Below are 24,442 nucleotides of genomic sequence, written 5' to 3'. Positions count from 1 at the left end.
TCTGAACGATGTATAATATAGAAAATGAGAAAACGATAAGGAGGCCGTTCAGAGTGCGGAAATTTCGTTGGATTTCAGCAGTTGCAGTCCTCATACTTGTAGCCACCGCGCTTCCGGTTCAAGCGGCGACTATTCCTGCTGCCACAGAAACGACGGACAAGCAGGTTGGCTCGCTAACTCCGACAGTCGTAAGCCGTTTAGAAAAAGCAGTACAAGAACTCATCGGTTCAAAAACTGCATTTCAATTTGACGATGTAACGGATATGGGGAAAACCTGGATTGTCGAGGGTGAATTGGAAGACGGAACAGCTACGTTGCAGACAGAATATAACAAAGAGAAAAACAGAGTAGATTCTACAACCATACGATATAAAATAAGTAGTTTGGGAAAGGCGATGGACGCGCCACTCAAGGCAAAAGTATTAAACAGTGCCAAAGCGTTTGACAGCAAGCGTCCCTTACAATTTGAAGCATTCTGGCGGGTCAAATCCCCCTATCAGTCCAACAAGCCTTCGAATTACTGGGTATTCTGGGGGGCAGGGGAAAAAGCTTCCTCATTGTATGTTGATGTGGATCAGGGTAATGCTATTACCGTCAATGCGGACTATGCGCTGAAGCAGGTGGACCCAGTGTTACTGAACCGTGCAATGAACGCATTTAAGCGAGTGAGTGGACAGCGAATCACAGTGCAGCATGCCTCTCGGTACAAGGATGAGAAAAATGGGCTTTCTTATTGGTCGTTCGAGGATGCAAGCGAGGCGAATGAGGTCAAAATTGGAGTGGTAACCGGCAAAGTGCTGGCTGTATCCACCTCTGGGATGGACTGGAATGATGACGCAGATTTCAAAAAATCTTTTGCAAGTCCAAAATATACCACTGCCGAAGCATTGAAGCTGGTCAAGCCTAAGGTTCAGTTGTTGTTTAATATCAATGTGTCCGGCTATAAAGTGAAAGTTCAAGGAAATCAATATACGTTCTCCAAGCAGCAAAAGGGGACGGATTCTATTGTGGCTAAAGTAAATAAAAAAGGGACTTTTTACGAGTTTTCTCTCCATTCTTCTAATGGGAAATTGCTATGAAGATGTAGTAGGAAGTAGAAAATAATAAATCAAGCTGCTTCACTCCTGATATCATATTGTCGGGGCGTGAGGCGGCTTTTTTTGTTTTTGGCTTATGTTTGTAGTCTCTTTATGTTACATTAGTATGAAAATAAAGAGCGGGGTGGAGCAGAGGACATGAAACCGGATTTGCGTACTGTGCTGAATCGTGAAATTATTGTCGGAGACGGCGCTATGGGAACTTTTTTGTCCCAGCTAGGATTTCCAGTAAATACGTCTTATGAAGAACTGAACATTACTTCACCTGATGTCATATCAGACGTTCATGGTCAGTATTTAAATGCAGGAGCACGATTGCTGGAGACGAATACATTCTCTGCAAATGATTATAAGTTGGCCCGCTTTGGACTGGAGTCTAAGGTAGAGGAGATCAATCGTGCCGGTGTGAGAATTGCCAGGACTGCGGCTGGACCTGAACATTATGTAGTAGGTGCGGTCGGTTCCATATGCGGAGGCAAACGTCTTAGCATATCCAAACTGGAGCTGTCAAGAAACTACGAGCAGCAGATTGATGCTCTTCTCTCCGAAGGGGTGGACGGTATATTATGCGAAACATTTTATTCACTGGACGAAATGCGCATTGCGCTTCACAGTGTACGTAAATACAGCGACATTCCGGTAATTTGTCAATTTGCGGTTGATCAGGTTGGTCGTACCCAAGATGGTTTTTTAGTAGCAGAAGCTTTTTCGATACTGCGCAATGAAGGAGCTGACATCCTTGGGTTTAACTGTCACTCTGGTCCGCAGGGAATTATGAGTGTAATGGAGCAACTGGACGGTCCCTTGTCCGTACCGCTATCTGTATATCCGAATGCGGGATTGGCAGATTATGTGGACGGTCACTATGTATATGGTGCATCACCTGAATATTTCGGAGAATGTGCCACGTCCTTCGTAGATCTCGGTACGAGGCTGATTGGTGGTTGCTGCGGAACGACACCAGACCATATTGCTGCTATTTCCAAAGCTTTAAACAATTTAAAACCGCCCCCGTTGGCTCCAAAAGAAGCCTTATCGACGGAAGTCATTCATGTGGTGGAGCAGACAGCAGATGAAGGGGAAAGAGGCAATGGCAGACATACCAGCGAACCCAACATTGTGGATCTGGTTAAGCAACGGCATACGGTCATTGTAGAATTGGACCCTCCGCGAGATCTCGACATTACCCGGTTTATGCAAGGTGCGCATGCCTTAAAGAAAGCCGGAGCCGATGCACTTACACTTGCTGACAATTCGCTCGCAGTCACTCGTATGAGCAACATGGCGCTTGGGCATCTGGTTAGTATTGAAACAGGCTTGCGTCCATTAATTCATATCGCATGCCGTGATCGTAATCTGATTGGTACTCAATCCCACATGATGGGTTTTGACGCACTGGGTATTGACCATGTACTGGCGGTTACTGGGGATCCGGCGCGGTTCGGTGACTTACCGGGAGCCAGTTCAGTGTATGATATGACATCTTTTGAAATCATACGCATGATCAAGCAACTAAATGATGGTGTCGCATTTTCCGGTAAGCCACTCAAGCAGAAAGCTAATTTTGTGGTGGGAGCTGCTTTTAATCCGAATGTTAAGCATTTGGGTAAAGCTGTACAGCGGTTGGAAAAGAAAATTGCCTCTGGAGCCGATTATATTATGACCCAGCCCGTTTACGATCCTGAGCTGATTACGGCTATCGCAGAACAGACACGGCATTTGGAAGTACCGATTTTTATCGGTATTATGCCGCTGGCTAGTGGCCGCAATGCAGAATACTTGCACAATGAAGTGCCAGGCATTCAGTTATCCGATGAGGTGCGTGCACGCATGTCGGGACTGGAGGGCCCAGAAGGACGAGCAATGGGCGTGTCTATTGCCAAGGAGCTGCTTGATACGGCCATGGAACATTTTAATGGGATCTATTTTATGACTCCTTTCATGTTCTATGAAATGACAGCTGAGCTGACTTCATATGTATGGCAAAAATCAGGCCGAGCACAGGCCCCCTTGTTTCGACTATAATAATCAATTACAATAGTATAATGGATGTGATGCCGATGTCATTGAGTATGACCGGATACGGTCAAGCCATCCTTCATCATGAGGGGTATAAAGTGCGCTTGGAATTGAAATCGGTCAATCACCGCTATTGCGAAGTGATGATGAGAATTCCACGTGAATGGACTCGTTATGAAGATGGCTTGAGAAGAACGGTTCAACAGCAGATTAAACGCGGTCGTATCGATGTTTTCATCCACAGGGAACGTGATGAAGAACAGATACCCGCCGCACGGTTGAATGACACTGTGGTGCAGGCTTACCTGCGTGCAGCGGAGCAGCTGGCGGATCGTTATGGCGTGAAAGGAACGTTAGGTATAAGTGATATCCTTGCTTTGCCTGATGTTCTGGGTGAGCCTGGAGAGGCTTGCAATGGAGACGAAGAGGACTGGGAAGAGCAGCTACAGCGAGCTTTGAACGAAGCTTTACAAGGATTGCTGGAGATGAGAAGGCGAGAAGGCGGGCATTTGGCGCAAGATGTGGAATCCCGTATTTTACGTCTCGAATCCTTTCATCATGAAATGACGGTGTTGGCTCCTCATGTTGTGAGCGACTACCGTAACAGGCTGAAGCACAGGCTTAAAGAGCTTCAGGACGGTTCATTTACGCTTGATGAACATAAGTTCGGAATGGAGATTGCGTTATTCGCGGATCGCAGCAATATTGATGAGGAGCTTACCCGGCTTCAAAGTCATTTTGGACAGTGCAAAAGGTTGCTGCTGTCGGACGAGCCGGCCGGTCGCAAATTAGATTTTTTAATCCAGGAAATGAACAGGGAAGTCAACACGATCGGCTCTAAGGCTAATCATCTCACATTAGTTAATTTGGTCGTTGAGATGAAAGCAGAGCTCGAAAAAATTCGTGAGCAGGCTGCAAATATTGAGTAGCTACCTGGTAGCGGCACGGCTGCAATAGTCACATGTATAGGGGGAAAGACCTGAATATGGCAATCAAATTGATCAATATTGGCTTTGGCAATATCGTGTCGGCCAACCGAATAATCTCCATCGTCAGTCCGGAGTCTGCTCCGATCAAGCGGATTATACAGGAAGCCAGGGACCGTCATATGTTAATTGATGCTACCTATGGCCGCCGGACACGGGCTGTTATTATTACAGACAGTGATCATGTAATCCTGTCTGCGGTGCAGCCGGAGACGGTCGCTCATCGCCTGTCCACTAAAGATGATGACAATGACGAATAAAAATGGAGTGTACTATGGCTAAGGGATTATTATTTGTAATATCCGGACCTTCGGGGGTCGGTAAAGGGACGGTAGGCAATGCATTGCGCGAAAAGCTACCTGAGATAACGTATTCCGTTTCTGCTACAACTCGAACACCTCGTTCGGGCGAGCAGGATGGAGTGACCTATTTTTTCAAAACACGTGAAGAATTTTTAGGCATGATTGAACGGGATGAATTGCTGGAGTACGCAGAGTATGTAGGTAACTACTATGGCACTCCACGTGATTTTGTAGACCAGACGCTGGCGCAGGGCAAAGATATCTTTCTGGAAATTGAAGTTCAGGGCGCGCTAAAGGTTAAAGAAAAATTTCCGGAAGGCATATTCATATTCTTGCTTCCACCTTCGCTGGATGAGTTGAAGGATAGAATTCGGGGACGCGGCACTGAAACTCAAGCAACCATTGATCACCGTATGTCGGTAGCTGTGGACGAGATGAATCTGTTGCGTCACTATGATTATGCGGTTGTCAATGATGAGATTGATTTCGCTTGTAAACGAATAGAATCCATTATTATCGCCGAACATTGTAAGGTTCGACCTTAATCGAGGGCTTTCTTTACATATGCCAAGCGTACCAAAAGAGAAATAATACTGTATAAGCTGAGCTTGAAGGTGTACACTGAAGTTCAGCTTATACAGCTTAAAACTACATGAAGAGGTGTCTATTCGTGCTGTATCCTTCCATTGATGAAATGATGAAAAAGGTAGATAGTAAATATTCGCTGGTTGTAGCGGCATCACGCCGTGCTAGACAGTTGCGTGAGGGCGAAAAGACGAGCTTGAAGAGTCCTAAATCCCACAAACAGGTTGGAGTAGCTCTGGAAGAGATCTATGCAGATCATCTTTTGCTTGAAAGCGGCGAAGAAGAATAAGAATTATAGACAATCATTATAACCAGGCGCAATGCCAATTCCTTTGACAACCGCAAGGTTGTTATTTTTTTCGGTCAGGGGGAGTTAACGATGTTGAAGGGGAAAGTTATTATTCTTGGTATAACAGGTGGAATTGCTGCCTATAAAGGGGCTGCGCTCTGCAGTAAGTTGACGCAAAAGGGAGCCGATGTTCATGTGATTATGACGGCTTCGGCCAAGGAGTTTATTACCGAGCTTACGCTGCAGTCACTCTCTCGCAATCCGGTGTACAGTGATACATTCGATGAGAGAGAGCCGTCCATCGTATCCCATATTCATCTGGCGGATGCGGCTGATTTGGTGCTAGTTGCTCCTGCAACGGCGAATATCATCGGAAAAATGGCGCATGGTCTTGCTGATGATATGTTATCAACCACGTTGCTGGCTACGACAGCGCCTATTATGGTCGCCCCTGCGATGAACGTACATATGTACACTCATCCGGCAGTCATGCAAAATATGGAGACACTGGTATCCCGTGGTGTGAAGATGATTGAGCCTGGTGAAGGATTACTGGCTTGCGGTTACGTTGGCAAAGGACGTTTGGAAGAGCCAGAAACTATTGTGCAAACGATTGAACGTTTTTTTGATCAGCAAGCTCATGAGCCTGGAGCCACAATCAAGTCTGAAGCACGGTGGTTTGGAGAAAAATCTACGGAGAATCAAGTAACCGAGCCACTTGTAAATAAGAATGAATTAGCGCTTTCAGGAAAAAAAGTCATTGTCACGGCTGGAGGCACGATTGAGCGAATTGATCCTGTCCGTTATATTACGAATGATTCATCTGGTAAAATGGGCTTTGCCATTGCGAAAGTGGCTCAGGAGTTGGGGGCAGAGGTACATTTGATTGCTGCCAATACCAGCGCAGAGCCGCCTTCAGGTATTTCGCTTGAAAGGGTCCGGTCAGCTGAAGACATGTACCAGGCTGTGCGAAAACAATGGGACACAAGTGATATGGTCGTTATGGCTGCTGCCGTTGCAGATTATCGACCACGTGAGGTGGCACAAACCAAGATTAAGAAAAAAGATAGTGTACTTACATTGGAGTTAGTGAAGAACGTCGATATTCTGGAATCACTCGGACGCAGCAAGAAACATCAATTTTTAATTGGCTTTGCAGCAGAAACGGGAAATTTGGAGACGTATGCAATAGATAAATTAGAACGTAAAAATTGTGATTTGCTTGCGGCAAACGATGTAACTGTGAATGGTGCTGGTTTTGGCGTCGATACAAATGCTGTTCAAATATATGACCGAAGCGGGATGGTAGAGCATATTCCTGTACAGTCAAAGGAAGAAGTTGCGCGTAAATTGCTTACTCTAGCCGCGGGACGCATGGGTGGGGTGCTGCATTAATGGAGACGGGCAATTTAGTTGCCAAGGTCATTGTCGATGTACCTGCCAAGGATACAGATCGTACCTTCGATTATCTCATACCGGATTCCATGAGGCCTTGGATTGAGCCAGGTAGTCGGGTAGCTGTGCCATTTGGCAAACGGACGGTGCAGGCTTTTGTTATCTCGGTAGTTCCAGCTGAGGAGCCGCCGAAATACAGGATGAGGGCGATTCAGGAGTTGCTGGATTTGGTACCGCCCTTATCTCCCGATTTGGTTGAACTGGGCAAATGGATGAGCGAACGTTATGCTTGTAATCAAATTATGGCACTGCAAGTGATGATTCCTACCGCCCTTAAGGGTAAGGCGGAACGTTATATCTCCATTGCCGAACAGCATGAGTTTACCAATCCACAGCAGACTAAGCTTCCTAATCAGGGAGATGAGATCGAATGGGCTCTTCTGACCGACGACGGTATGAGTGACCCGGCGGAGCGTCAGATTGTCAGCTTCATTCAGAATAAGGAGCAAGTCCCGTTGCAGCAACTCAGTAGGCGCTTTCCAGAAGAGGCGGAGGTTATTAAATCGCTGTTACGCCGTGGAGTGCTTCAGGAAAGTCAGGTTATTAAAGACAAGCTTGGCAAAAAGACGATGAAAGCTGTTGATCTGGCTATCAGCATAGATGAGGCCTCCATAGCACTGGAGCAATTTTCTGCCAAGGCGCAGCGTCAGCGGGAGGTACTTGCTTTTTTGCTGGAACGTAGCGAGTTTCTGCCTCTGCCGCTGAAGGAAGTTATGACCTCGTTAGGTGTATCGGCTGCGACGGTTAAGGCACTGGAAGATAAGGGCTATGTGTTACAGGAAGATGTAGAAGTGTTCCGCGATCCCTACCGGGGCAGACACTTCAAGCCTACAGACCCACTCCCTCTTACGGCAGAGCAACAGTCGGTGTATGAACGGATTGTTCGTCAGCTAGACATGCGGGAGCAAGGAGCTTATTTGCTGCATGGAGTCACAGGAAGCGGTAAGACGGAAATCTATCTGCAGACCATTCAGCGCTGTATCGAGCAGAATCGCCAGGCCATTGTACTCGTACCTGAAATATCACTAACCCCACAAATGGTCGAACGATTCAAAGGTCGTTTTGGCGACCAGGTCGCAGTGATGCACAGTAGATTGTCCGGGGGAGAACGGTACGATGAGTGGCGCAAAATACGCGAAGGCCGTGTAAAAGTAGCGATTGGCGCTCGTTCAGCGGTATTTGCCCCTTTTCGTGAGCTAGGGCTCATTATTATGGATGAAGAGCACGAAACGTCCTATAAGCAGGAAGAGACGCCCAAATACCATGCGCGTGATGTAGCCATTCGCAGAGCACACCAGCACGGGGCTGTCGTTATACTCGGTTCAGCTACACCATCACTGGAAAGCTATTATGCTGCTCGCTCCCAAAGCAACGACGAGTTTGCGCCGCTGCTGCTTGAAATGCCGACCCGCGCATTGGGGAACACGTTACCCGAAGTCCATATCATGGACATGCGTGATGAGCTACGGGCCGGCAACCGCTCCATGTTCAGCCGCGCGTTGCATAATGGGATCGCTGAGCGATTAGAGCGTAAGGAGCAGACGGTATTACTGTTGAATCGGCGTGGTCATTCCACGTTCGTCATGTGCCGGAGTTGCGGCTATGTGGCGGGATGTCCGGATTGCGATATTTCGCTTACCTATCATCAACGGTCGAACAATTTACGCTGTCATTATTGCGGCTATTCCGAGCCTGTACCTCAGACTTGCCCGGAGTGCGGTAGTGAGCATATTCGTTACTTCGGGACAGGTACTCAGCGAGTGGAAGAAGAGTTGGCTAAACTATTCCCTGGTATACGTGTTGTCCGAATGGATGTCGATACAACGACTGAAAAAAACGCTCATGAAAAGCTGCTTAAGCAATTTCGTGATAAAAAAGCAGACTTACTGCTGGGGACTCAAATGGTAGCCAAAGGGCTGGACTTTCCCGATGTAACGCTGGTAGGTGTCATCACTGCGGATTCTGCTCTTAATTTACCGGATTTTCGTGCTGCGGAAAAGACATTTCAGCTGTTAACGCAAGTAGCCGGGCGTGCTGGAAGGCATCAATTGCCGGGGGAAGTATTCGTACAATCCTACACTCCAGAGCATTATTCGGTGGTTCACGCAAGCCGTCATGATTATGCATCTTTTGTGAGGGAAGAGTTGAAACATCGCCGCAATCTACATTACCCGCCATATTGCCGACTTATTTTGGTGACCTTTTCTCATGAACAGCTCCCGGTGCTGGTCCGATTGGCTGAAAATTATTCAGCGACACTACAGGGGCGAGCCAGACAGCGGGGCTGGTTCGGAAATATGGACCGGCTTACATCGGATGTGCTGGACATTTTGGGGCCAGTAGCTTCACCCATTTCGAGAATCAAGAATAGATACCGATTTCAATGTATGATAAAATGGCGTGGAAATATTGACGCGATTGGTTTGGCTCAGCAAGTGGCTGATGAAATGGCCGAATCTGCGCAGGCACAAAAGTTGCTGATTAGTCTGGACGTTGATCCGCAAATGCTTATGTAGAGTGTTAACACTAAAGTTATTCGCACAATTGATGCGGACAAGCCGTCCGTACATAGGATAATGTAGCAGTCGCTTTTGTGATGAATACAGTAAAGCCTAAATGAAGGAAAAAGAGGAAGGTGTTCTGTTGTCATGTCAATTAGAATTATAGTGTTGGAGCCGGATGACGTATTGCACAAAGTAGCAAAGGAAGTTACTAAAGTTACGCCTAATGTGCAAAAGCTGCTGGACGATATGGCAGATACGATGTATGAAGCGGAAGGAGTAGGTCTAGCTGCTCCACAAGTAGGTATTTTGAAACGGCTTATTGTCGTAGATGCTGGAGATGAGCATGGCTTGATAAAAATGATCAATCCAGAAATTGTGGCCGAAGAAGGAGAGCAATTGGGACCTGAAGGCTGCCTGAGTATTCCAGGGTTGAACGGGGATGTACGTCGTGCCGAGAAGGTTACAGTCAAGGGACTGGATCGCGAGGGGAAGGCTATTACCGTTACAGCGACAGGGTTGCTTTCTCGTGCTTTTCAGCATGAAATTGACCACTTAAATGGAGTATTGTTCACGGATATTGCAGAAAAAGTATATGAGGTTGCTCTGGAACAGCCAGGACCGAACCGTCAGATAGGGGAGTGAGGTTCGATGAGTCAAGACATTCGTATTATCTTTATGGGTACGCCTGAATTTGCAGTCCCCTCGCTGAACATGTTGCTGGACAACGGATATAACGTGGTCGGTGTAATTACTCAGCCAGATAAACCACAGGGGCGTAAAAAAATATTGACGCCTACACCAGTCAAGGAAGCGGCTGAAAAGCGCGGATTACCTGTGCTGCAACCGACTCGCCTGCGGCAGCCGGAAGCAGTGGCTCAGGTGGCAGAGTTGCGTCCGGACCTGATCGTAACCGCAGCATATGGCCAAATTTTGCCTAAGTCCGTATTAGATTTGCCTCGTTTCGGCTGTCTGAATGTGCATGGTTCGTTACTTCCCCGATATCGGGGAGGTGCACCGATTCAGCGTGCAATTATTAACGGTGAAACAGTGACAGGTGTAACGCTAATGTATATGGCGGAAGGGCTGGACACCGGCGATATGATATCGCGGGTTGAGGTAGTTATAGAGCCGGAGGATACGTCGGGCACGATTTTTGAGAAGCTAAGCGTAGCCGGAGCGAGACTTTTGCAGGATGAGTTGCCCAAGTTGCTAGCAGGGCAATCAGACCGAACGCCGCAAAATGAGGACGAGGCGACCTATGCCCCGAACCTGAACCGTGATGATGAGCGCATTACATGGAGTGATAGTGCGCAGCAAATATACAACCGGATTCGCGGTCTGGTTCCTTTTTCTGGCGCGTTTACACTTTGGGAGAGCCATGTTTTTAAAATATGGGCTGCGGAGCAGCCTTCCATAAATAATGAAGCGAGTGGCTCAAATGCCCCAGCACCTGGCACGGTTCTTCAATTAACTGCTCGTGGCATTGAGGTGCAGACAGGCGAAGGCACCCTCTGGCTGACCCAGGTTCAACCGGCAGGCAAGAAGGTTATGGAAGCCGGAACCTTTGCGCGCGGCGGACAGATGAAGCCAGGCACGGTGCTCGGATGAGCGGGGGACACTCCCGTCAGGGAGACCAACGCAAGGGAGTGGGGGCCAGGTCCGGCAAAACTGGCAAACAGACGGCGCGGGAAGTTGCACTGGATGTGCTGACTGGTGTAGAGCAAGAGGGCGCGTATAGCAATCTTGAGCTCAATCGCCGGCTTCAGCAGGCAGGTTTATCTGCAAGTGACGTTGGTTTGACGACGGAACTTGTATACGGTACAGTCGCACGCCGAAATACACTGGATTATTTTTTGAATAAATTTGTTCAAAAAGGAACGGCTAAGCTTCAGCCTTGGGTACGTTCATTGCTGCGGATGAGCGTATATCAGCTGGTGTATCTGGATCGAGTTCCGGATCATGCAGTTGTTAGTGAAGCAGTGACCATTGCCAAACGGCGCGGGCATCAGGGGATTTCCGGTATGGTCAATGGCGTACTTCGCAGCATGCTGCGTGAGCCGGACAAGCTGCGCATTCCTGACGATTTGTCAGCAGAGGAACGGATTTCTCTAGAACATTCCCATCCACAGTGGCTAGTTAAGCGCTGGATCAAGCAATACGGTGCCGATACAGCTGAGGCTATCTGCAAGGCTAATAACGAGCCCCCTGCGGTCAGTGTACGAGTGAATACGACGATGACCAGTCGTGATCAGCTGCTGGACGAGATGGTTGCAAAAGGGATTGATGCCGTTCCTTCGCCCGTTAGCCCCTATGGGATTGTTGTTCGTAGCGGCGGAAATATGGCGCTTACCTCGTGGTATACGGACGGATTGTTGTCTGTACAGGATGAAAGCTCCATGCTTGTTGCCGAAGCGGTCGCTCCTGAGCCTGGCATGACAGTGCTGGATTGCTGCGCAGCTCCAGGCGGCAAAACAGCTCATATGGCTGAGCTGATGAAGGATCGCGGCCGGATCGTTGCGAATGATCTGCATGCCCATAAGCATCAACTAATTCGTGAGCAGGCGAATCGGCTTGGTCTAGATGCTGTTGAGACGGTTACCGGTGATGCGTTGGATCTAAAGGAACGATATGCTCCGGCTTCTTTTGACCGTATTTTGCTAGATGCGCCATGCTCCGGTTTTGGAGTGATTCGCCGTAAACCAGATCTGCGTTGGAGCAAAACTGCGCAGGATGTTCGCGACATTACTCAACTGCAGCATGAGTTGCTGGATAGTGTAGCCGGACTATTGAAGCCGGGTGGTATTCTGGTATACAGCACTTGCACAATTGAGCCTGACGAAAATGAAGGACAATTGGCTCGATTTTTAAGTGAACATCCAGAGTATGAGTTGGCAAAAGATCATACTTTTCCAGAAGTGAGTCACGATTTGGATGGTATACAGAAAGGCTCGGTACAGCTGTTACCGCAGCATTTTCACAGTGACGGATTTTATATCGCGCGTCTGCGCCGGGTAAAGTAGCTCGGAAGAGAATTCCAGGTAGCTGCCCACCAGTATTTCCACAATCCGCCGGACACTTCCGGCGGTTTTTTGCATGAAGATGAAAAATTTTTACCCCCTCCGGGATTTGTGCTAAAATAGGAAGAATGAAAAACACTGTCTGCGATTAAACAGAACTTAATGAAGAAGGAATGGGTGCAAATATTGATGAAACCTTTTATATATGATTTAACACTGGAAGAGCTTCAGGACTGGGCCAAAAATAATGGCGAGCCTGCCTTTCGGGGAGGACAAATTTTTGACTGGCTGTATGTAAAGCGGGTCAATAATTTCAGTGAGATGACGAATTTGTCCAAGGCGCTGAGAGAAAAGCTGGAGGAGCAATTCAGTTTTGTGACGCTTCACGAAATTACAAAGTTGGAATCGAAAGATGGTACTGTTAAATTTCTGTTTGGTTTACACGATGACCATGCTATTGAGACGGTTATCATGCGACACAATTACGGAAACAGCATTTGTGTAACGACTCAAGTGGGTTGCCGGATTGGCTGTACTTTTTGTGCCTCGACGCTTGGGGGTCTCAAAAGAAACCTGACGGCTGGCGAAATTACGGCACAGGTGGTGCAGGCTCAGAAAATTCTGGATAAAACGAATGAACGAGTGAGCAGTATCGTGATTATGGGCTCGGGTGAGCCTTTTGAGAACTATGAAGCGACAATGACGTTTTTGCGTACAATGATTCATGAAAAGGGCCTGAATATTGGTCAACGTCATATTACGGTGTCTACCAGCGGCATTGTGCCCAATATTTATAAATTTGCTGACGAGGATACACAAATTAATCTGGCCATATCCATTCATGCGCCTAATGATGCGTTGCGTTCGAAGCTGATGCCTGTAAATCGGCGTTATCCTTTTAAGGATGTTATGGATTCTCTTCGTTATTATCTTGCTAAGACGGGGCGGAGAATTTCGTTCGAATATGCCTTGATTGGTGGAGTAAACGACCAGGCAGAACATGCTGAAGAGCTTGCGGATGTGTTGAAGGACATGCTTTGTCACGTCAATTTGATTCCAGTCAACCATGTGCCTGAGCGCAAGTATGTGCGCACATCACGCAGCGATATTTTTAATTTTCAACGTATTCTTGCCGAAAAAGGCGTCAACGTGACGATCCGGCGTGAACAGGGTCACGATATTGCCGCTGCCTGCGGTCAGTTGCGTGCAAAGCATATGGAGTTGGGGTGAAACCATTTGATCAAAACAGTTCATGTCAGCCATGTCGGACGTGTGCGTTCGGTAAATGAGGATTCTGCCTGGATCAGGCACTTGGAGCAAGGCTATATTCTTGGAATTGTTGCCGATGGAATGGGGGGGCATCTGGCCGGTGATACGGCCAGCCGCCTTGCGGTAGAGACACTTGCCGCTGATTTGGCGACGCTGGAGAGCGGATTATCCGCACATTCTTTGACGGCGGCGCTCAGCGACGCTATTTTGCATGCCAATGAAGTCATCTTCCAAACGGCTGCGCGTGATGATCAGTATCATAATATGGGAACGACGGTTGTTGCCGTGTTGCTCAACGATGCATCTGGAATTATCGGGCATATTGGTGACAGTCGTGCCTACGTCATATCCAAAGGAACGGTACGTCAGCTTACAGAAGACCATACTTTGGTTAATGAGTTGTTCAAAAACGGTCAGATCAGTAAGGAAGAACGGGAGAACCATCCCCGTCGGAATGTGCTGACACGGGCATTGGGCACTGATTCTGAGGTGAAGGTGGACATTGACACCATTACGCTGGAAAAAGGCGATGTACTATTACTATGCAGTGACGGATTAAGCAATTTGGTAACTGAAGAACAGATCAGTAAGGTAGTAGGTGCCGCAGAAAATCCTTTGGAAGAACGTGCGGACCGTCTGCTACATCTGGCGCTGCTTGCCGGTGGAGACGATAACATTACTGTAGCTTTGTTTGAATTGCCCGACAACACGGTTTCATTGAGTGAAAAGGGGTGTGAAGCATGATCGGGCACCTGCTTGGGGGAAGGTACGAAATTATTGAGCGCATCGGTGGCGGCGGAATGGCACTGGTGTATAAGGCTCAAGACATTTTGCTGAATCGCAATGTCGCGGTTAAAGTGTTGCGTCAGCAATTTGTTCATGATGAGGAATTTATTCGCCGCTTTCGGCGTGAGGCACAGTCAGCGGCCTCGCTTTCTCATTCGAACGTGGTCAGTATTTATGATGTCGGCCAAGAGGATGAAATCCATTATATTGTAATGGAGTGCGTTGAAGGCAAAAATTTGAATGAGATTATTAAAGAACGTGCGCCATTACAAGTGGATGAAGCAGTGCGTATTGCTTCCCAGATTTGTGATGCGCTGGAACATGCCCACCAAAATCAGATTATTCACCGGGACATTAAGCCTCATAATATCTTAATTGGACGTAATGGACGGGTTAAGGTAACTGATTTTGGGATTGCCCGAGCTGTTACGTCAACGACAATTACCCAAACAGGTTCTGTTGTGGGTTCTGTTCATTATTTTTCACCTGAGCATGCAAAGGGTGTTATTACCGGCGAAAAATCGGACTTATATTCTTTAGGTATTGTCTTATATCAAATGCTAACGGCACAGCTTCCTTTTCTGGGAGAAAGCCCAATTAGTGTGGCACTCAAACATTTGCAAGAAGAATTTGAGGAACCGCGTAAAATTAACCCGTTGATTCCGCAAAGTGTAGAAAATGTCATTTTAAAATCGATGCGCAAAAATCCGGAGGAACGTTATCAATCGGCAGACGAAATGCTAAGGGACTTGGAAACCTGTCTGCTACCGGGGCGGCGCAATGAATCCAAGCTGGAGTTTACACATTTGGATGATGATGACCAAACGCGGGTTATCCCGGCTATTAAGCCTCAACAATTAGGCGTGTCTTCCAGTGGTGACGAGATGCCTGTCCAACCTCGTGAGTCTGAACAGCTTCCGAGCAAGCAATCGTCTAAGAAAAATAGAAAAAAAACGATTTTCTGGGTAACACTAGTATTGGTACTGCTTTTGTGCATGGGCGGCGTGGTGTACTATGTGCAAAGTGTGCTTGTCGTGCCTGAGGTGAAAGTACCAAGTGTACTGACACAAACAGAAGACCAAGCGAAGGTCACTCTAAGTAAAGCAGGACTAGTCATTGACGATCCAATCCAGCATGAATATAAAGAGGGGATTGCACCGGGAGTTGTTTTTTATCAAAGCTACCCTGAAGGTTCTTTAGTCAAGGAAGGAACGGAGATTAGTCTGAAAGTCGGGATTGCCAAGCCGCTCACCCCGATGCCAGATGTCAAAGGGCAAAGCTACGAGAATGCTGTCAAGCTACTGACCGCCCAGCAAATTAAGGAAACGCAGATTCAGCAAAATGAGCAGTTCAGTGATCAGGCTGAAGGAACCGTCCTTAGTCAGACACCCGCTGCAAATGAGCCATTTGATAAGGATTCGGTTCAGGTAGTGCTCACAGTCAGCAAAGGCGCTGCCACTGTGAAAATGCCGAATCTGGTAGGGATGACGCAGAGCCAGGCGGAAAATGAAGTCAAAAAGGCGGGGCTGAGGGTTGGCTCGATTAAAGAGGAATTTAGCTATGAGCAGGATAAAGGAAAAGTAACCAAACAATGGCCTTCAGAGGCGGGCAGTGATTTGCCTCCAAATACGGAAATTACGTTTTATGTAAGTACGGGTTATCCGCCAGAAGCGATTACGTTACCGTTTAATGTACCTGTAGCGCCGAAGGAAGAGGGCAAGAACAGTAAAATTCGTATCACTTATACAGATGCACGTGGAGAAAATCAGGAGTGGGGCAGCCGTACGATTAATACGACACAGGTGTTTACTATTAACCTGCTGATGGCCCCTAACAAAGACAGTGTCGTCTCTGTATTTAGAGATGGTGCTTTTGTTGATACTTATCCTGTTTCTTATATTGATGCAAAAAATGGAACGGTGACGATGCCTCAAATTGCTCCGCCTGCGGGAACATCACCGACTGATACATCTGGTGGTACTTCCTCGCAGAATGGAAGTGGAAACGGTGAGGAAGGAAACAGCGGGGAATCTTCTAATGATAGCAGTAATGGTGGAGGCGACTCTAACAACCAGGAGGGCACAGAAGGTGATGGTGATCCTTCTGCCTTTGCCCCAGGAACTGATTCTGCAGGAGTTACGCGTAGTGAGTTAGCGATCAGCAAAAAAAACACCCCCGGTCACGGTGCCCACAAAAAGAAGGACAAAGTGATCGAGGCTGTGCAGCATCAGTAAACTTACTAAAGAAAGAAGCTTAACCTGTTCCATAAAATGAAACTTGAACATTATGAAGGAGGACATCTTACACATGCCTGAAGGTCTGATCGTCAAGGCGCTTAGCGGATATTATTATGTCTCCAGCCTGGATCAGGATGGGCGTCCGGTATCCGGCGAAGCTACGGTACAATGCAGAGCACGTGGCCTTTTCAAGAAAAAAGAGATTACGCCCCTTGTCGGTGATCGGGTTGTTTACGAACTGACTGAGAACGGGGAAGGTATGGTCAAGGAGATTAGAAAGCGTACGACGGAGCTAATTCGCCCTCCAGTGGCTAATACCACGCTGGCCGTACTTCTGTTTTCCCTGCGTGAGCCGGATTTAAACCTGCCTTTACTGGACAAATTTTTAGTCCATATTGAGCACGCCGGACTGGATACGATTATCTGTCTGACCAAGCGCGATTTGTATGAAGGCAGCCCTTCAGAGGATGATACGGTGCTGATGGTGCAGGAAATGTATCGGAAGATCGGTTATGAGGTGTTGGTAACCAGCGCCCGTACTGGTGAGGGTACAGCTGAGCTTAAGAAGCTGCTGGCCGGCCAAATCAGCGTGTTTTCCGGTCAGTCAGGTGTAGGAAAGTCCTCCATGCTTAATGCTTTGGAGCCCGGGTTAACGCTGGAGACGAGCGCCATAAGCAATAAGCTGGGACGAGGAAGACATACGACTCGCCATGTGGAGCTGATTCCTTTAGACAACGGTGGGTTTGTAGCAGATACGCCGGGATTCAGCCAACTAGATTTTTTAGAGCTGGGTGTGGATGAGTTATCGCCTTGTTTTCGAGAATTCCAACAATATGCGGAAGGATGCAAATTTCGGGGTTGTACGCATATTCACGAACCTGGCTGTAAAGTAAGAGAGGCCTTGGAAGAAGGACATATTTCACAGGGACGATATGATAGCTATCTGCAGTTTCATCAGGAATTAAAAGAAAAAAAGCGGAGGTATTGAGCATATGTTAAAAATAGCACCGTCGATTTTATCCGCTGATTTTGCTCGTCTGGGCAGTGAAGTTGCGGAAGCCCAAGCAGCAGGAGCAGACTGGATTCATGTGGATGTTATGGATGGCCATTTTGTATCCAATATTACACTGGGTCCCCCCATCGTTCAGGCTATTCGGCCGCATACAACTCTCCCACTGGACGTTCATCTAATGATTGAGCAGCCTGAACGTTATATTAGTGATTTTGTAAAGGCAGGAGCTAATATCATCACGGTTCATGCGGAGGCCTGTGTTCATTTGCATGGTGTCCTTCACATGATCAAGCAGCAAGGCGCTCTGGCGGGAGTGGCTCTCAATCCGGGGACTTCACCATACGCGATCAAGGAAGTGCTGCCCAATGTGGATATGATTCTTGTGATGACGGTTAACCCTGGTTTTGGGGGCCAGTCCTTCATTCCAGAGACGTTGAATAAAATCAGACAAATCCGTGCTTGGTTGAACGAATTGGGTCGTCCAGACGTACATATCGAGGTGGACGGAGGTATTGCGGAGGAGACGGCACCAGCCGTATTTGAAGCGGGTGCTAACGTGTTAGTGGCAGGCAGTGCAGTGTACGGCAAAGCAGACCGTGCAGCGGCTATTGCTGCTATTCGCGATAGTGTCGCTCATTTGTCCAAGTGAAGCTAACTGAAGCACTGTGGATGGCCTTAGCGAGCATGCTGACCGGTTTGACACTCAGTTGTTTCTCGCTAGTGAAGACGCCTTGGAATGCCATACTTTCACTTTTGGCTGTTCTTATTGTTCTGTTTTATTTTCGTAAAAATGAACGGCGTGGTTTGCGTATCGGTTTTGTGGTGTGCAGTGTGCTTTATTATATTCTGTTTATTTTTATACTCTCAGCATATCTCTATGTTCGAGGACTTGTCTGATGGTATAGCCTGGGATGGTTGTGCATAAATATGGTTACATGAGCGGGATTCTCATGTAGCCTTTTTTTGTGGGGCAACAACCCTTGACAGGTTGCATAAACTACAGAGAACGGATGCAGGAGGATGATGGGGAGGGTGAGGCATGAAGTTTTACACAATCAAGCTGCCAAAATTTCTGGGTGGATTCGTCAAAGCCATTTTGAATACATTCCAGAAGAACTGAAATCAAAGCAACATTAACACAGGTTGTAGGATGAAAACCAAAGGTACACAGGGGCACGCTTCCCGAGCATAGCAGATAGATAGCTTGGCAATAAACGACAGGAACGCGCGGGAAGGTGCCTGACATTTTGTCCTCCTGAATCAGTGGGATATTATTCGAATAATCAAAAAAGCACCCGTTTAAAACGAGGTGCCTTTTGTTTATAACGATATTTTTTTACGACTACACGCGAGTCACTTTACCGGCTTTCAATGCACGAGTGCTGACATAAACGCGTTTCGGTTTACCGTTAACGAGAATGCGAACTTTTTGTACGTTGACGCCCCAAGTACGGCGATTACGGTTGTTAGCGTGAGATACGTGGTTACCGCTGCCAGGCTTTTTGCCTGTTACAGAACATTTACGAGACATGATTCCACCTCCTATTCTGAAAATAACCAAACTCCATATGGAATGGGTCGCTCTTCAGGCCGACTGAGTCAGCCGGACTTTATAAGTCACTAACCTGAACAAAACAATACTTAAATATAATATCATAGTCAAAAAAGCTCCGTCAACTGATTCAAAAACTTTATTTATTTCTCTTTCGCATTATAGTACAATATGGGATAGCTATTGCTGCGACTATCTTGTTTTTTAATGGAATGTGAATTCTTATTCCAGTCATGCCGGGCAGTTCAGAGGCGGGACCATAATCATCATTCCGGCCAATGATTTTTTGTTGGGCAGTTGACTGGTTTTTCATATTATATGAGCTGTGGAAAGAAACCAGGGGATGGTTACGGAAGCTTACGAAAGGGTGACATTCGTATTCGTCGCCTGGCTTTAGTATAATTCAATTAAACCTTGAACAAGTGTTGTGAAGATGGATTGTAAAACAATTGTATTAAGCTAGGAAGGGGAATTCTCTTGAGTAATCGTTCTTTGAATGGAACAGACTTTACCGCGATGGTTTTAGCCGGGGCGGAACAATTACAGCAGCATGCGGAGCATGTCAATTCACTAAATGTATTTCCGGTGCCAGATGGTGATACGGGAACCAATATGAATCTGACGATGAGCGCGGGCGTAACGGAATTGAAGAGGGGAGATTCTTCCTCCATCGGTGTCATGTCCGGCATCTTATCCAAAGGCTTGCTGATGGGGGCCCGCGGCAATTCAGGGGTTATCCTGTCTCAATTGTTCCGCGGCTTTAGCCGTTACGCTGCCCCATACGAGGAATTGAATACCCTTCAGTTCGCATCGGCATTGCAGAGCGGGGTGGATGCGGCCTACAAGGCGGTGGTTAAGCCGGTGGAGGGTACAATTCTTACCGTGGCGAAGGAAGCGGCCAGACATGCTGTGTTTTTCTCGCGCCGGACGAACGACATCACAGAACTGATGGAAGAAGTGCTTGCCAAAGCAAAGGAAATACTTGCTATGACGCAGGACATGCTCCCTGTACTGAAGCAAGTAGGGGTTGTAGACTCGGGTGGACAAGGGCTTGTGTATATTTATGAAGGGTTTATGCAGCATCTTGGAAGCGGCTTGGTGACATCTCCAACTTCAAAAGGCGATAGTGTACGCCCGGTTTTTGCTCCTCATGTATCGGAGAGACCTACTGCTGCGCCTGTTGCTCCTTCCCCAGATGCGCCGATTTCTGCGCAGGCGAAGCTCGAAACGGAGAATATTGAATTTTTGTATGATATGGAGTTTTTTATTAATCGACAATTGGGCGAAGTGCAAGGTACAAATTTTGATGAGGAAGCTTTCCGGAAAGCGTTGTCAGTAGATGGTGATTCGATTATCGTTATATCGGATGATGATGTCATCAAGGTTCATGTGCATTCGAAGGCTCCAGGTGAAGTCTTGAATCTTGCGCTGCGTTACGGGGAAATTACACAGATTCGAATTTTGAATATGCGCGAGCAGCATCGTGATTTGTTGTCGGCAGGTATGGATGGTGCTCCTGAGCCTGAGTGGTTTGCTGAAATACCAACAGAGCCTGTACGTGAGGAGGAGCCATCTGAGCCTCCAGCTCATGAGCTGGCACCCTTTGGCTTTATAGCTGTGGCTTCTGGAGAAGGGATTGCTGATATTTTCAGAAGCTTGGGTGTTGATGTTGTCCTTTCGGGTGGTCAGACGATGAATCCGAGCACAGAGGACTTCGTTAATGCGGCTCGCTCGATTGCGGCTCAACATATTTTTATTCTACCGAATAATTCCAATATAATCCTGGCGGCTGAACAAGCGCGTGAATTGCTAGAGGTGGAACGTTTGGTGTCGGTTATTCCGAGCAAAACAATTCCTCAGGGCATTGCAGCAGCATTTGCTTTCCAAGAGGAAGAAGCTTTTGAGGTAAATCAAGATAATATGCGGGACGCAGTTACCCGTGTGAAGTCTGGACAAGTGACCTATGCAGTACGGGATACGACACTTGATGATCTGCATATTACAGCGGGCCACTACATTGGTATTCAGGATTCTAAAATTGTGGCGACTGCGGAGCAATTAATGGCAACATCCCGTCTTTTGCTGGCAAAAATGCTGGTAAATGGCGATGATATTGTTACGATTCTTACAGGTTCGGACGCAAAACAAGAAGAGACAGATCAGCTTGTTGCATGGCTTCAAGAAAATTATTCGGATGTTGAAGTGGAAGTTCATGAAGGTGGTCAGCCGATTTATCCTTATCTGTTCTCAGTGGAAACCTGATGTGCTTTAGCACGCCCATGGTAGTCCACTACAAAGGAGGTCTGACTGATGAGAACTATCATTTTGACAGATAGCACGGCTGATATTCCACAGGAATTAGCAGATCGTCTCGGCATAGTCATTGTACCACTGACGGTGATGTTCGGTAGCACAGCTTATCTGGACGGTATTGAGATGTCAGCTGCACAGTTTTACAGCGAACTGGTACGGGCTGATGAACTGCCTACAACGTCACAGCCATCACCAGCCCGTTTTTTGGAGACGTACACGGACCTGTTAGAGCAAAACCCCGAGAGCCAGGTTATCTCTATCCATTTATCCTCCGGTGTGAGCGGAACGTATCAGTCCGCTCTGCTGGGCAAATCGATGTTGGAAAAGCATGAAGATAGAGTGACCGTTATAGATTCCAAGTCGGCCTCGTACGGATACGGTATGCTCGTGGTTTACGCCGCAGAGCTGGCAGCTGCCGGGCAATCCCCGGCTGAAATTATTCAGGGTGTGGAACGTCTTGGAGAACGCCGTTGTTTGTATTTCCTGGTGGATACACTGGAATACTTGCAAAAAGGTGGACGAATTGGCAAGGCAGCGGCTATGGTTGGTACTTTGCTTAACATTAAGCCAATTCTTTCGATTGACAAAGAAGGTATTATTTATTCGGCTGATAAGGCGAGAGGGCATAAAAAAGCGACAGCACGAATTATTGAACTGCTGGAGCGGGATTTAAAAGGCCAAAAAATTAATATTGCTGTGGGTCATACGGCAGATCGCTCAGCGGCAGAAGCGTTCGTGGCTCAGCTGGCAGAGCATTTTGAGTTGGGAGATCAAATATATACTGAACTTGGCGCTGTGATCGGAACACATGTGGGACCAGGAACGATTGGTATTTTTGCATGGCCGGCCGGAGATGAGAGGTAATATGCTGCAATTGGATCAAATACCATTAAAACAAATACACGGCGTGAGTGCTCTCAAAGAAGGGGAGCTTCACGCTTTTGGCATTTCTAACGTGCAAGATATGCTGGAATATTATCCGTTTCGGTATGAAGATTACCGACTGCGCTCGCTAAGCGAAGTGAAGGACGGAGATAAGATTACAGTACAGGCAAAAATTATGGGTCTACCAGTGCTTCAGCGTTACGGACGCAAATCAAGGTTGACTTGTAAATTGATGGCTGAGGATTGGATGTTTACTGCAACATGGTTTAATCGGCATTTCTTGAAGGATCAGCTAACCTCAGGTCGTGAAATTGTGGTGACTGGGAAATGGGATCTTAAGCGAATGCAGATGACTGTTGCAGATTCTGAGTTCCCTGATAAAGGAGTGGCCCGTTCGGGGACACTTCAACCGGTGTATTCTATAGGTGGCAAGATTACGCAAAGCTGGATGCGAAAAACAATGAATCAGACGCTCCAACAGTTTGGTGAAATGATTCCCGAGATATTGCCAGATCTGCTGGTACGCAAGTATAGTATGATGCCGCGCAAGCAGGCCATTGCGGGTATACACCAACCTCAGGACAATCGAGAGGGACAAGAGGCTAGGCGACGGATGGTGTATGAGGAGCTATTTTTATTCCAGCTGAAAATGCAGGCATTCCGAGCGTTAAATCGTGGTCGAGCGGACGGGGTGGTGCATACGGTGGATAACGCCACGATCCGTGAATTTGTGAGGGCTTTGCCCTTTGAATTAACGGATGCACAGAAGAAGGTTGAGCTTGAAATACTGCATGATCTACGCTCACCTTATTGTATGAACCGTCTGCTTCAAGGGGATGTTGGATCGGGGAAAACAGTCGTTGCCGCCATTGGTTTATTTGCAACAGTACGATCCGGTTTTCAAGGAGCGCTGATGGTACCAACCGAAATATTGGCCGAGCAGCATATGCGGTCGCTTCACAAGCTGTTTGAACCCTTTGGAATCAGCGTGGGGTTACTGACAGGAAGTACATCTGGGAAGAAGCGTAAGGAGTTGCTTGCCGCTCTTCAAATGGGTCTGCTGGATATTGTGGTGGGCACGCATGCTCTTATTCAGGAGGATGTGTATTTCCGCCATCTTGGACTTGTTGTAACGGATGAGCAGCACAGGTTTGGAGTCAACCAGCGTAGTGTATTGCGCCGCAAGGGCTACAATCCCGATGTGCTGACCATGACGGCCACACCGATCCCGCGTACGCTGGCGATTACTGCTTTTGGTGATATGGATGTTTCTACAATATCAGAGCGGCCAAAGGGACGGATTCCAATTTCTACGTATTGGGTGAAGCACGAGCTGATGGATCGAGTGCTTGGTTTTATTTCTCGTGAGGTAGATCAGGGACGGCAGGCTTATCTGATTTGTCCGTTGATTGAAGAGTCAGAGAAGCTGGATGTACAGAATGCCATTGATCTGCATATCCAAATGCAGCAGGCTTTTCCACATTATCGCGTTGGGCTGTTGCACGGACGAATGACTCCTGCAGAAAAGGAAGAAGTTATGCGTTCCTTCTATGCAAATGAGGTTCAGCTACTCGTTTCAACTACGGTTGTAGAGGTGGGGGTAGATGTGCCCAATGCGACGCTAATGATCATTATGGATGCAGATCGCTTTGGATTGTCCCAGTTACATCAGTTACGTGGACGTGTCGGAAGGGGCGCACATGCCTCGTACTGTGTACTGATCGCTAATCCTAAGTCGGAGGTTGGCCAGGAGCGAATGAAGGTTATGACCGATACAGACGATGGTTTTGAGGTTGCTAGACGCGATCTGGATTTGAGAGGACCGGGGGACTTTTTTGGTACCAAGCAGAGCGGGTTGCCCGAGTTCCGGTTAGCAGATATGGTAGCGGATTTTGAAGTGCTGGAAAAGGCACGTGAGGATGCAACTGATCTAATCAAGGAGTCCTCTTTTTGGACATCTCCACAGTATGAAGCACTTCGCAGTTATTTGCAAAAAGAGCAGATTTTCCAAGGGGATCTTATCGACTGACTCACCATGAATGATGAGGATGTTCTAAACGTTTCTAACAGATAGGTACAATGGACAGGCTAGCCGTCATATATTTGGGAATGACCGAATGATATGGGAGGTGTG

The 24,442-nt window shown here is 47.4% G+C and carries 22 protein-coding genes; 21 read left to right on the top strand and 1 reads right to left on the bottom strand.

Annotation, left to right across the window (positions count from 1 at the left end; all coding sequences use genetic code 11):
- Nucleotides 1-53 precede the first annotated feature (53 nt).
- The 18 genes from ACN6NF_RS15245 to spoVM all read left to right on the top strand — a co-directional run bounded on the left by ACN6NF_RS15245 (nt 54) and on the right by spoVM (nt 18,678).
- Nucleotides 54-1,079: a hypothetical protein gene (locus ACN6NF_RS15245; protein WP_474318441.1), complete on the top strand. Its 1,026-nt coding sequence runs from the start codon at nt 54-56 to the stop codon at nt 1,077-1,079.
- 156 nt (nt 1,080-1,235) lie between these two features.
- The gene (locus tag ACN6NF_RS15240) at nt 1,236-3,122 is read left to right on the top strand and encodes a bifunctional homocysteine S-methyltransferase/methylenetetrahydrofolate reductase (protein ID WP_474318440.1); all 1,887 of its coding nucleotides are present in this window, start codon (nt 1,236-1,238) and stop codon (nt 3,120-3,122) included.
- A 35-nt stretch (nt 3,123-3,157) separates the two neighbouring features.
- A complete protein-coding gene (locus ACN6NF_RS15235) occupies nt 3,158-4,045 on the top strand; it encodes a YicC/YloC family endoribonuclease (RefSeq protein ID WP_318300558.1) in 888 nt (295 codons plus the stop codon).
- Between the two features lie 56 nt (nt 4,046-4,101).
- Entirely contained in the window at nt 4,102-4,362 is a 261-nt protein-coding gene (remA, locus tag ACN6NF_RS15230; RefSeq protein WP_005548256.1) for an extracellular matrix/biofilm regulator RemA, read from the top strand.
- A gap of 14 nt (nt 4,363-4,376) precedes the next feature.
- Nucleotides 4,377-4,949, top strand: a complete 573-nt coding sequence (gmk, locus tag ACN6NF_RS15225) for a guanylate kinase (RefSeq protein WP_013371851.1) — start codon at nt 4,377-4,379, stop codon at nt 4,947-4,949.
- 125 nt (nt 4,950-5,074) lie between these two features.
- Nucleotides 5,075-5,278, top strand: a complete 204-nt coding sequence (gene rpoZ, locus ACN6NF_RS15220; RefSeq protein WP_013371850.1) for a DNA-directed RNA polymerase subunit omega — start codon at nt 5,075-5,077, stop codon at nt 5,276-5,278.
- Nucleotides 5,279-5,368: 90 nt separating this feature from the next.
- Nucleotides 5,369-6,673, top strand: coding sequence for a bifunctional phosphopantothenoylcysteine decarboxylase/phosphopantothenate--cysteine ligase CoaBC (gene coaBC, locus ACN6NF_RS15215; RefSeq protein WP_474318439.1), 1,305 nt, complete (start codon nt 5,369-5,371; stop codon nt 6,671-6,673).
- Nucleotides 6,673-9,249, top strand: coding sequence for a primosomal protein N' (gene priA, locus ACN6NF_RS15210; protein WP_474318437.1), 2,577 nt, complete (start codon nt 6,673-6,675; stop codon nt 9,247-9,249). Before coaBC ends, priA begins: the two co-directional genes overlap by 1 nt.
- Before the next feature lie 132 nt (nt 9,250-9,381).
- Complete coding sequence (gene def, locus ACN6NF_RS15205) at nt 9,382-9,879, top strand: peptide deformylase (protein WP_474318435.1); 498 nt, start codon at nt 9,382-9,384, stop codon at nt 9,877-9,879.
- Between the two features lie 6 nt (nt 9,880-9,885).
- Nucleotides 9,886-10,845, top strand: coding sequence for a methionyl-tRNA formyltransferase (gene fmt / locus ACN6NF_RS15200; protein ID WP_474318434.1), 960 nt, complete (start codon nt 9,886-9,888; stop codon nt 10,843-10,845).
- A complete protein-coding gene (gene rsmB, locus ACN6NF_RS15195) occupies nt 10,842-12,257 on the top strand; it encodes a 16S rRNA (cytosine(967)-C(5))-methyltransferase RsmB (protein WP_474318432.1) in 1,416 nt (471 codons plus the stop codon). The genes fmt and rsmB overlap by 4 nt, the downstream gene beginning before the upstream one ends.
- A gap of 186 nt (nt 12,258-12,443) precedes the next feature.
- Nucleotides 12,444-13,484: a dual-specificity RNA methyltransferase RlmN gene (gene rlmN, locus ACN6NF_RS15190; protein WP_025675760.1), complete on the top strand. Its 1,041-nt coding sequence runs from the start codon at nt 12,444-12,446 to the stop codon at nt 13,482-13,484.
- Between the two features lie 6 nt (nt 13,485-13,490).
- Entirely contained in the window at nt 13,491-14,267 is a 777-nt protein-coding gene (locus tag ACN6NF_RS15185; protein WP_016822348.1) for a Stp1/IreP family PP2C-type Ser/Thr phosphatase, read from the top strand.
- Nucleotides 14,264-16,543, top strand: a complete 2,280-nt coding sequence (gene pknB / locus ACN6NF_RS15180; protein WP_474318429.1) for a Stk1 family PASTA domain-containing Ser/Thr kinase — start codon at nt 14,264-14,266, stop codon at nt 16,541-16,543. Before ACN6NF_RS15185 ends, pknB begins: the two co-directional genes overlap by 4 nt.
- A 73-nt stretch (nt 16,544-16,616) precedes the next feature.
- Nucleotides 16,617-17,534: a ribosome small subunit-dependent GTPase A gene (rsgA, locus tag ACN6NF_RS15175; protein WP_474319065.1), complete on the top strand. Its 918-nt coding sequence runs from the start codon at nt 16,617-16,619 to the stop codon at nt 17,532-17,534.
- Nucleotides 17,535-17,538: 4 nt separating this feature from the next.
- Nucleotides 17,539-18,207 (top strand): ribulose-phosphate 3-epimerase, encoded by a 669-nt coding sequence (rpe, locus tag ACN6NF_RS15170; protein WP_474318427.1) that lies wholly within the window; start codon nt 17,539-17,541, stop codon nt 18,205-18,207.
- A 20-nt stretch (nt 18,208-18,227) separates the two neighbouring features.
- Nucleotides 18,228-18,455, top strand: a complete 228-nt coding sequence (locus tag ACN6NF_RS15165; RefSeq protein WP_474318425.1) for a hypothetical protein — start codon at nt 18,228-18,230, stop codon at nt 18,453-18,455.
- 142 nt (nt 18,456-18,597) lie between these two features.
- Complete coding sequence (gene spoVM, locus ACN6NF_RS15160) at nt 18,598-18,678, top strand: stage V sporulation protein SpoVM (RefSeq protein WP_010345573.1); 81 nt, start codon at nt 18,598-18,600, stop codon at nt 18,676-18,678.
- Nucleotides 18,679-18,900: 222 nt separating this feature from the next.
- Here the strand turns inward: spoVM and rpmB are convergent, their stop codons facing one another.
- Nucleotides 18,901-19,089 (bottom strand): 50S ribosomal protein L28, encoded by a 189-nt coding sequence (rpmB, locus tag ACN6NF_RS15155; RefSeq protein ID WP_013310881.1) that lies wholly within the window; start codon nt 19,087-19,089, stop codon nt 18,901-18,903.
- Between the two features lie 498 nt (nt 19,090-19,587).
- Between rpmB and ACN6NF_RS15150 the strand changes: the two genes are divergently transcribed.
- From ACN6NF_RS15150 to recG, 3 genes are read left to right on the top strand one after another with little or no spacing between them, the layout of a single operon-like run.
- The gene (locus ACN6NF_RS15150; RefSeq protein WP_474318423.1) at nt 19,588-21,372 is read left to right on the top strand and encodes a DAK2 domain-containing protein; all 1,785 of its coding nucleotides are present in this window, start codon (nt 19,588-19,590) and stop codon (nt 21,370-21,372) included.
- 48 nt (nt 21,373-21,420) lie between these two features.
- Nucleotides 21,421-22,287 (top strand): DegV family protein, encoded by an 867-nt coding sequence (locus ACN6NF_RS15145; RefSeq protein ID WP_474318421.1) that lies wholly within the window; start codon nt 21,421-21,423, stop codon nt 22,285-22,287.
- Between the two features lies 1 nt (nt 22,288).
- On the top strand, nt 22,289-24,337 hold the full coding sequence (recG, locus tag ACN6NF_RS15140; RefSeq protein ID WP_474318419.1) for an ATP-dependent DNA helicase RecG: 2,049 nt from the start codon (nt 22,289-22,291) through the stop codon (nt 24,335-24,337).
- Nucleotides 24,338-24,442: the final 105 nt, after the last annotated feature.

Source organism: Paenibacillus sp. TSM33 (assembly GCF_056099025.1).
This window is presented reverse-complemented; position numbering and strand designations above follow the sequence as displayed.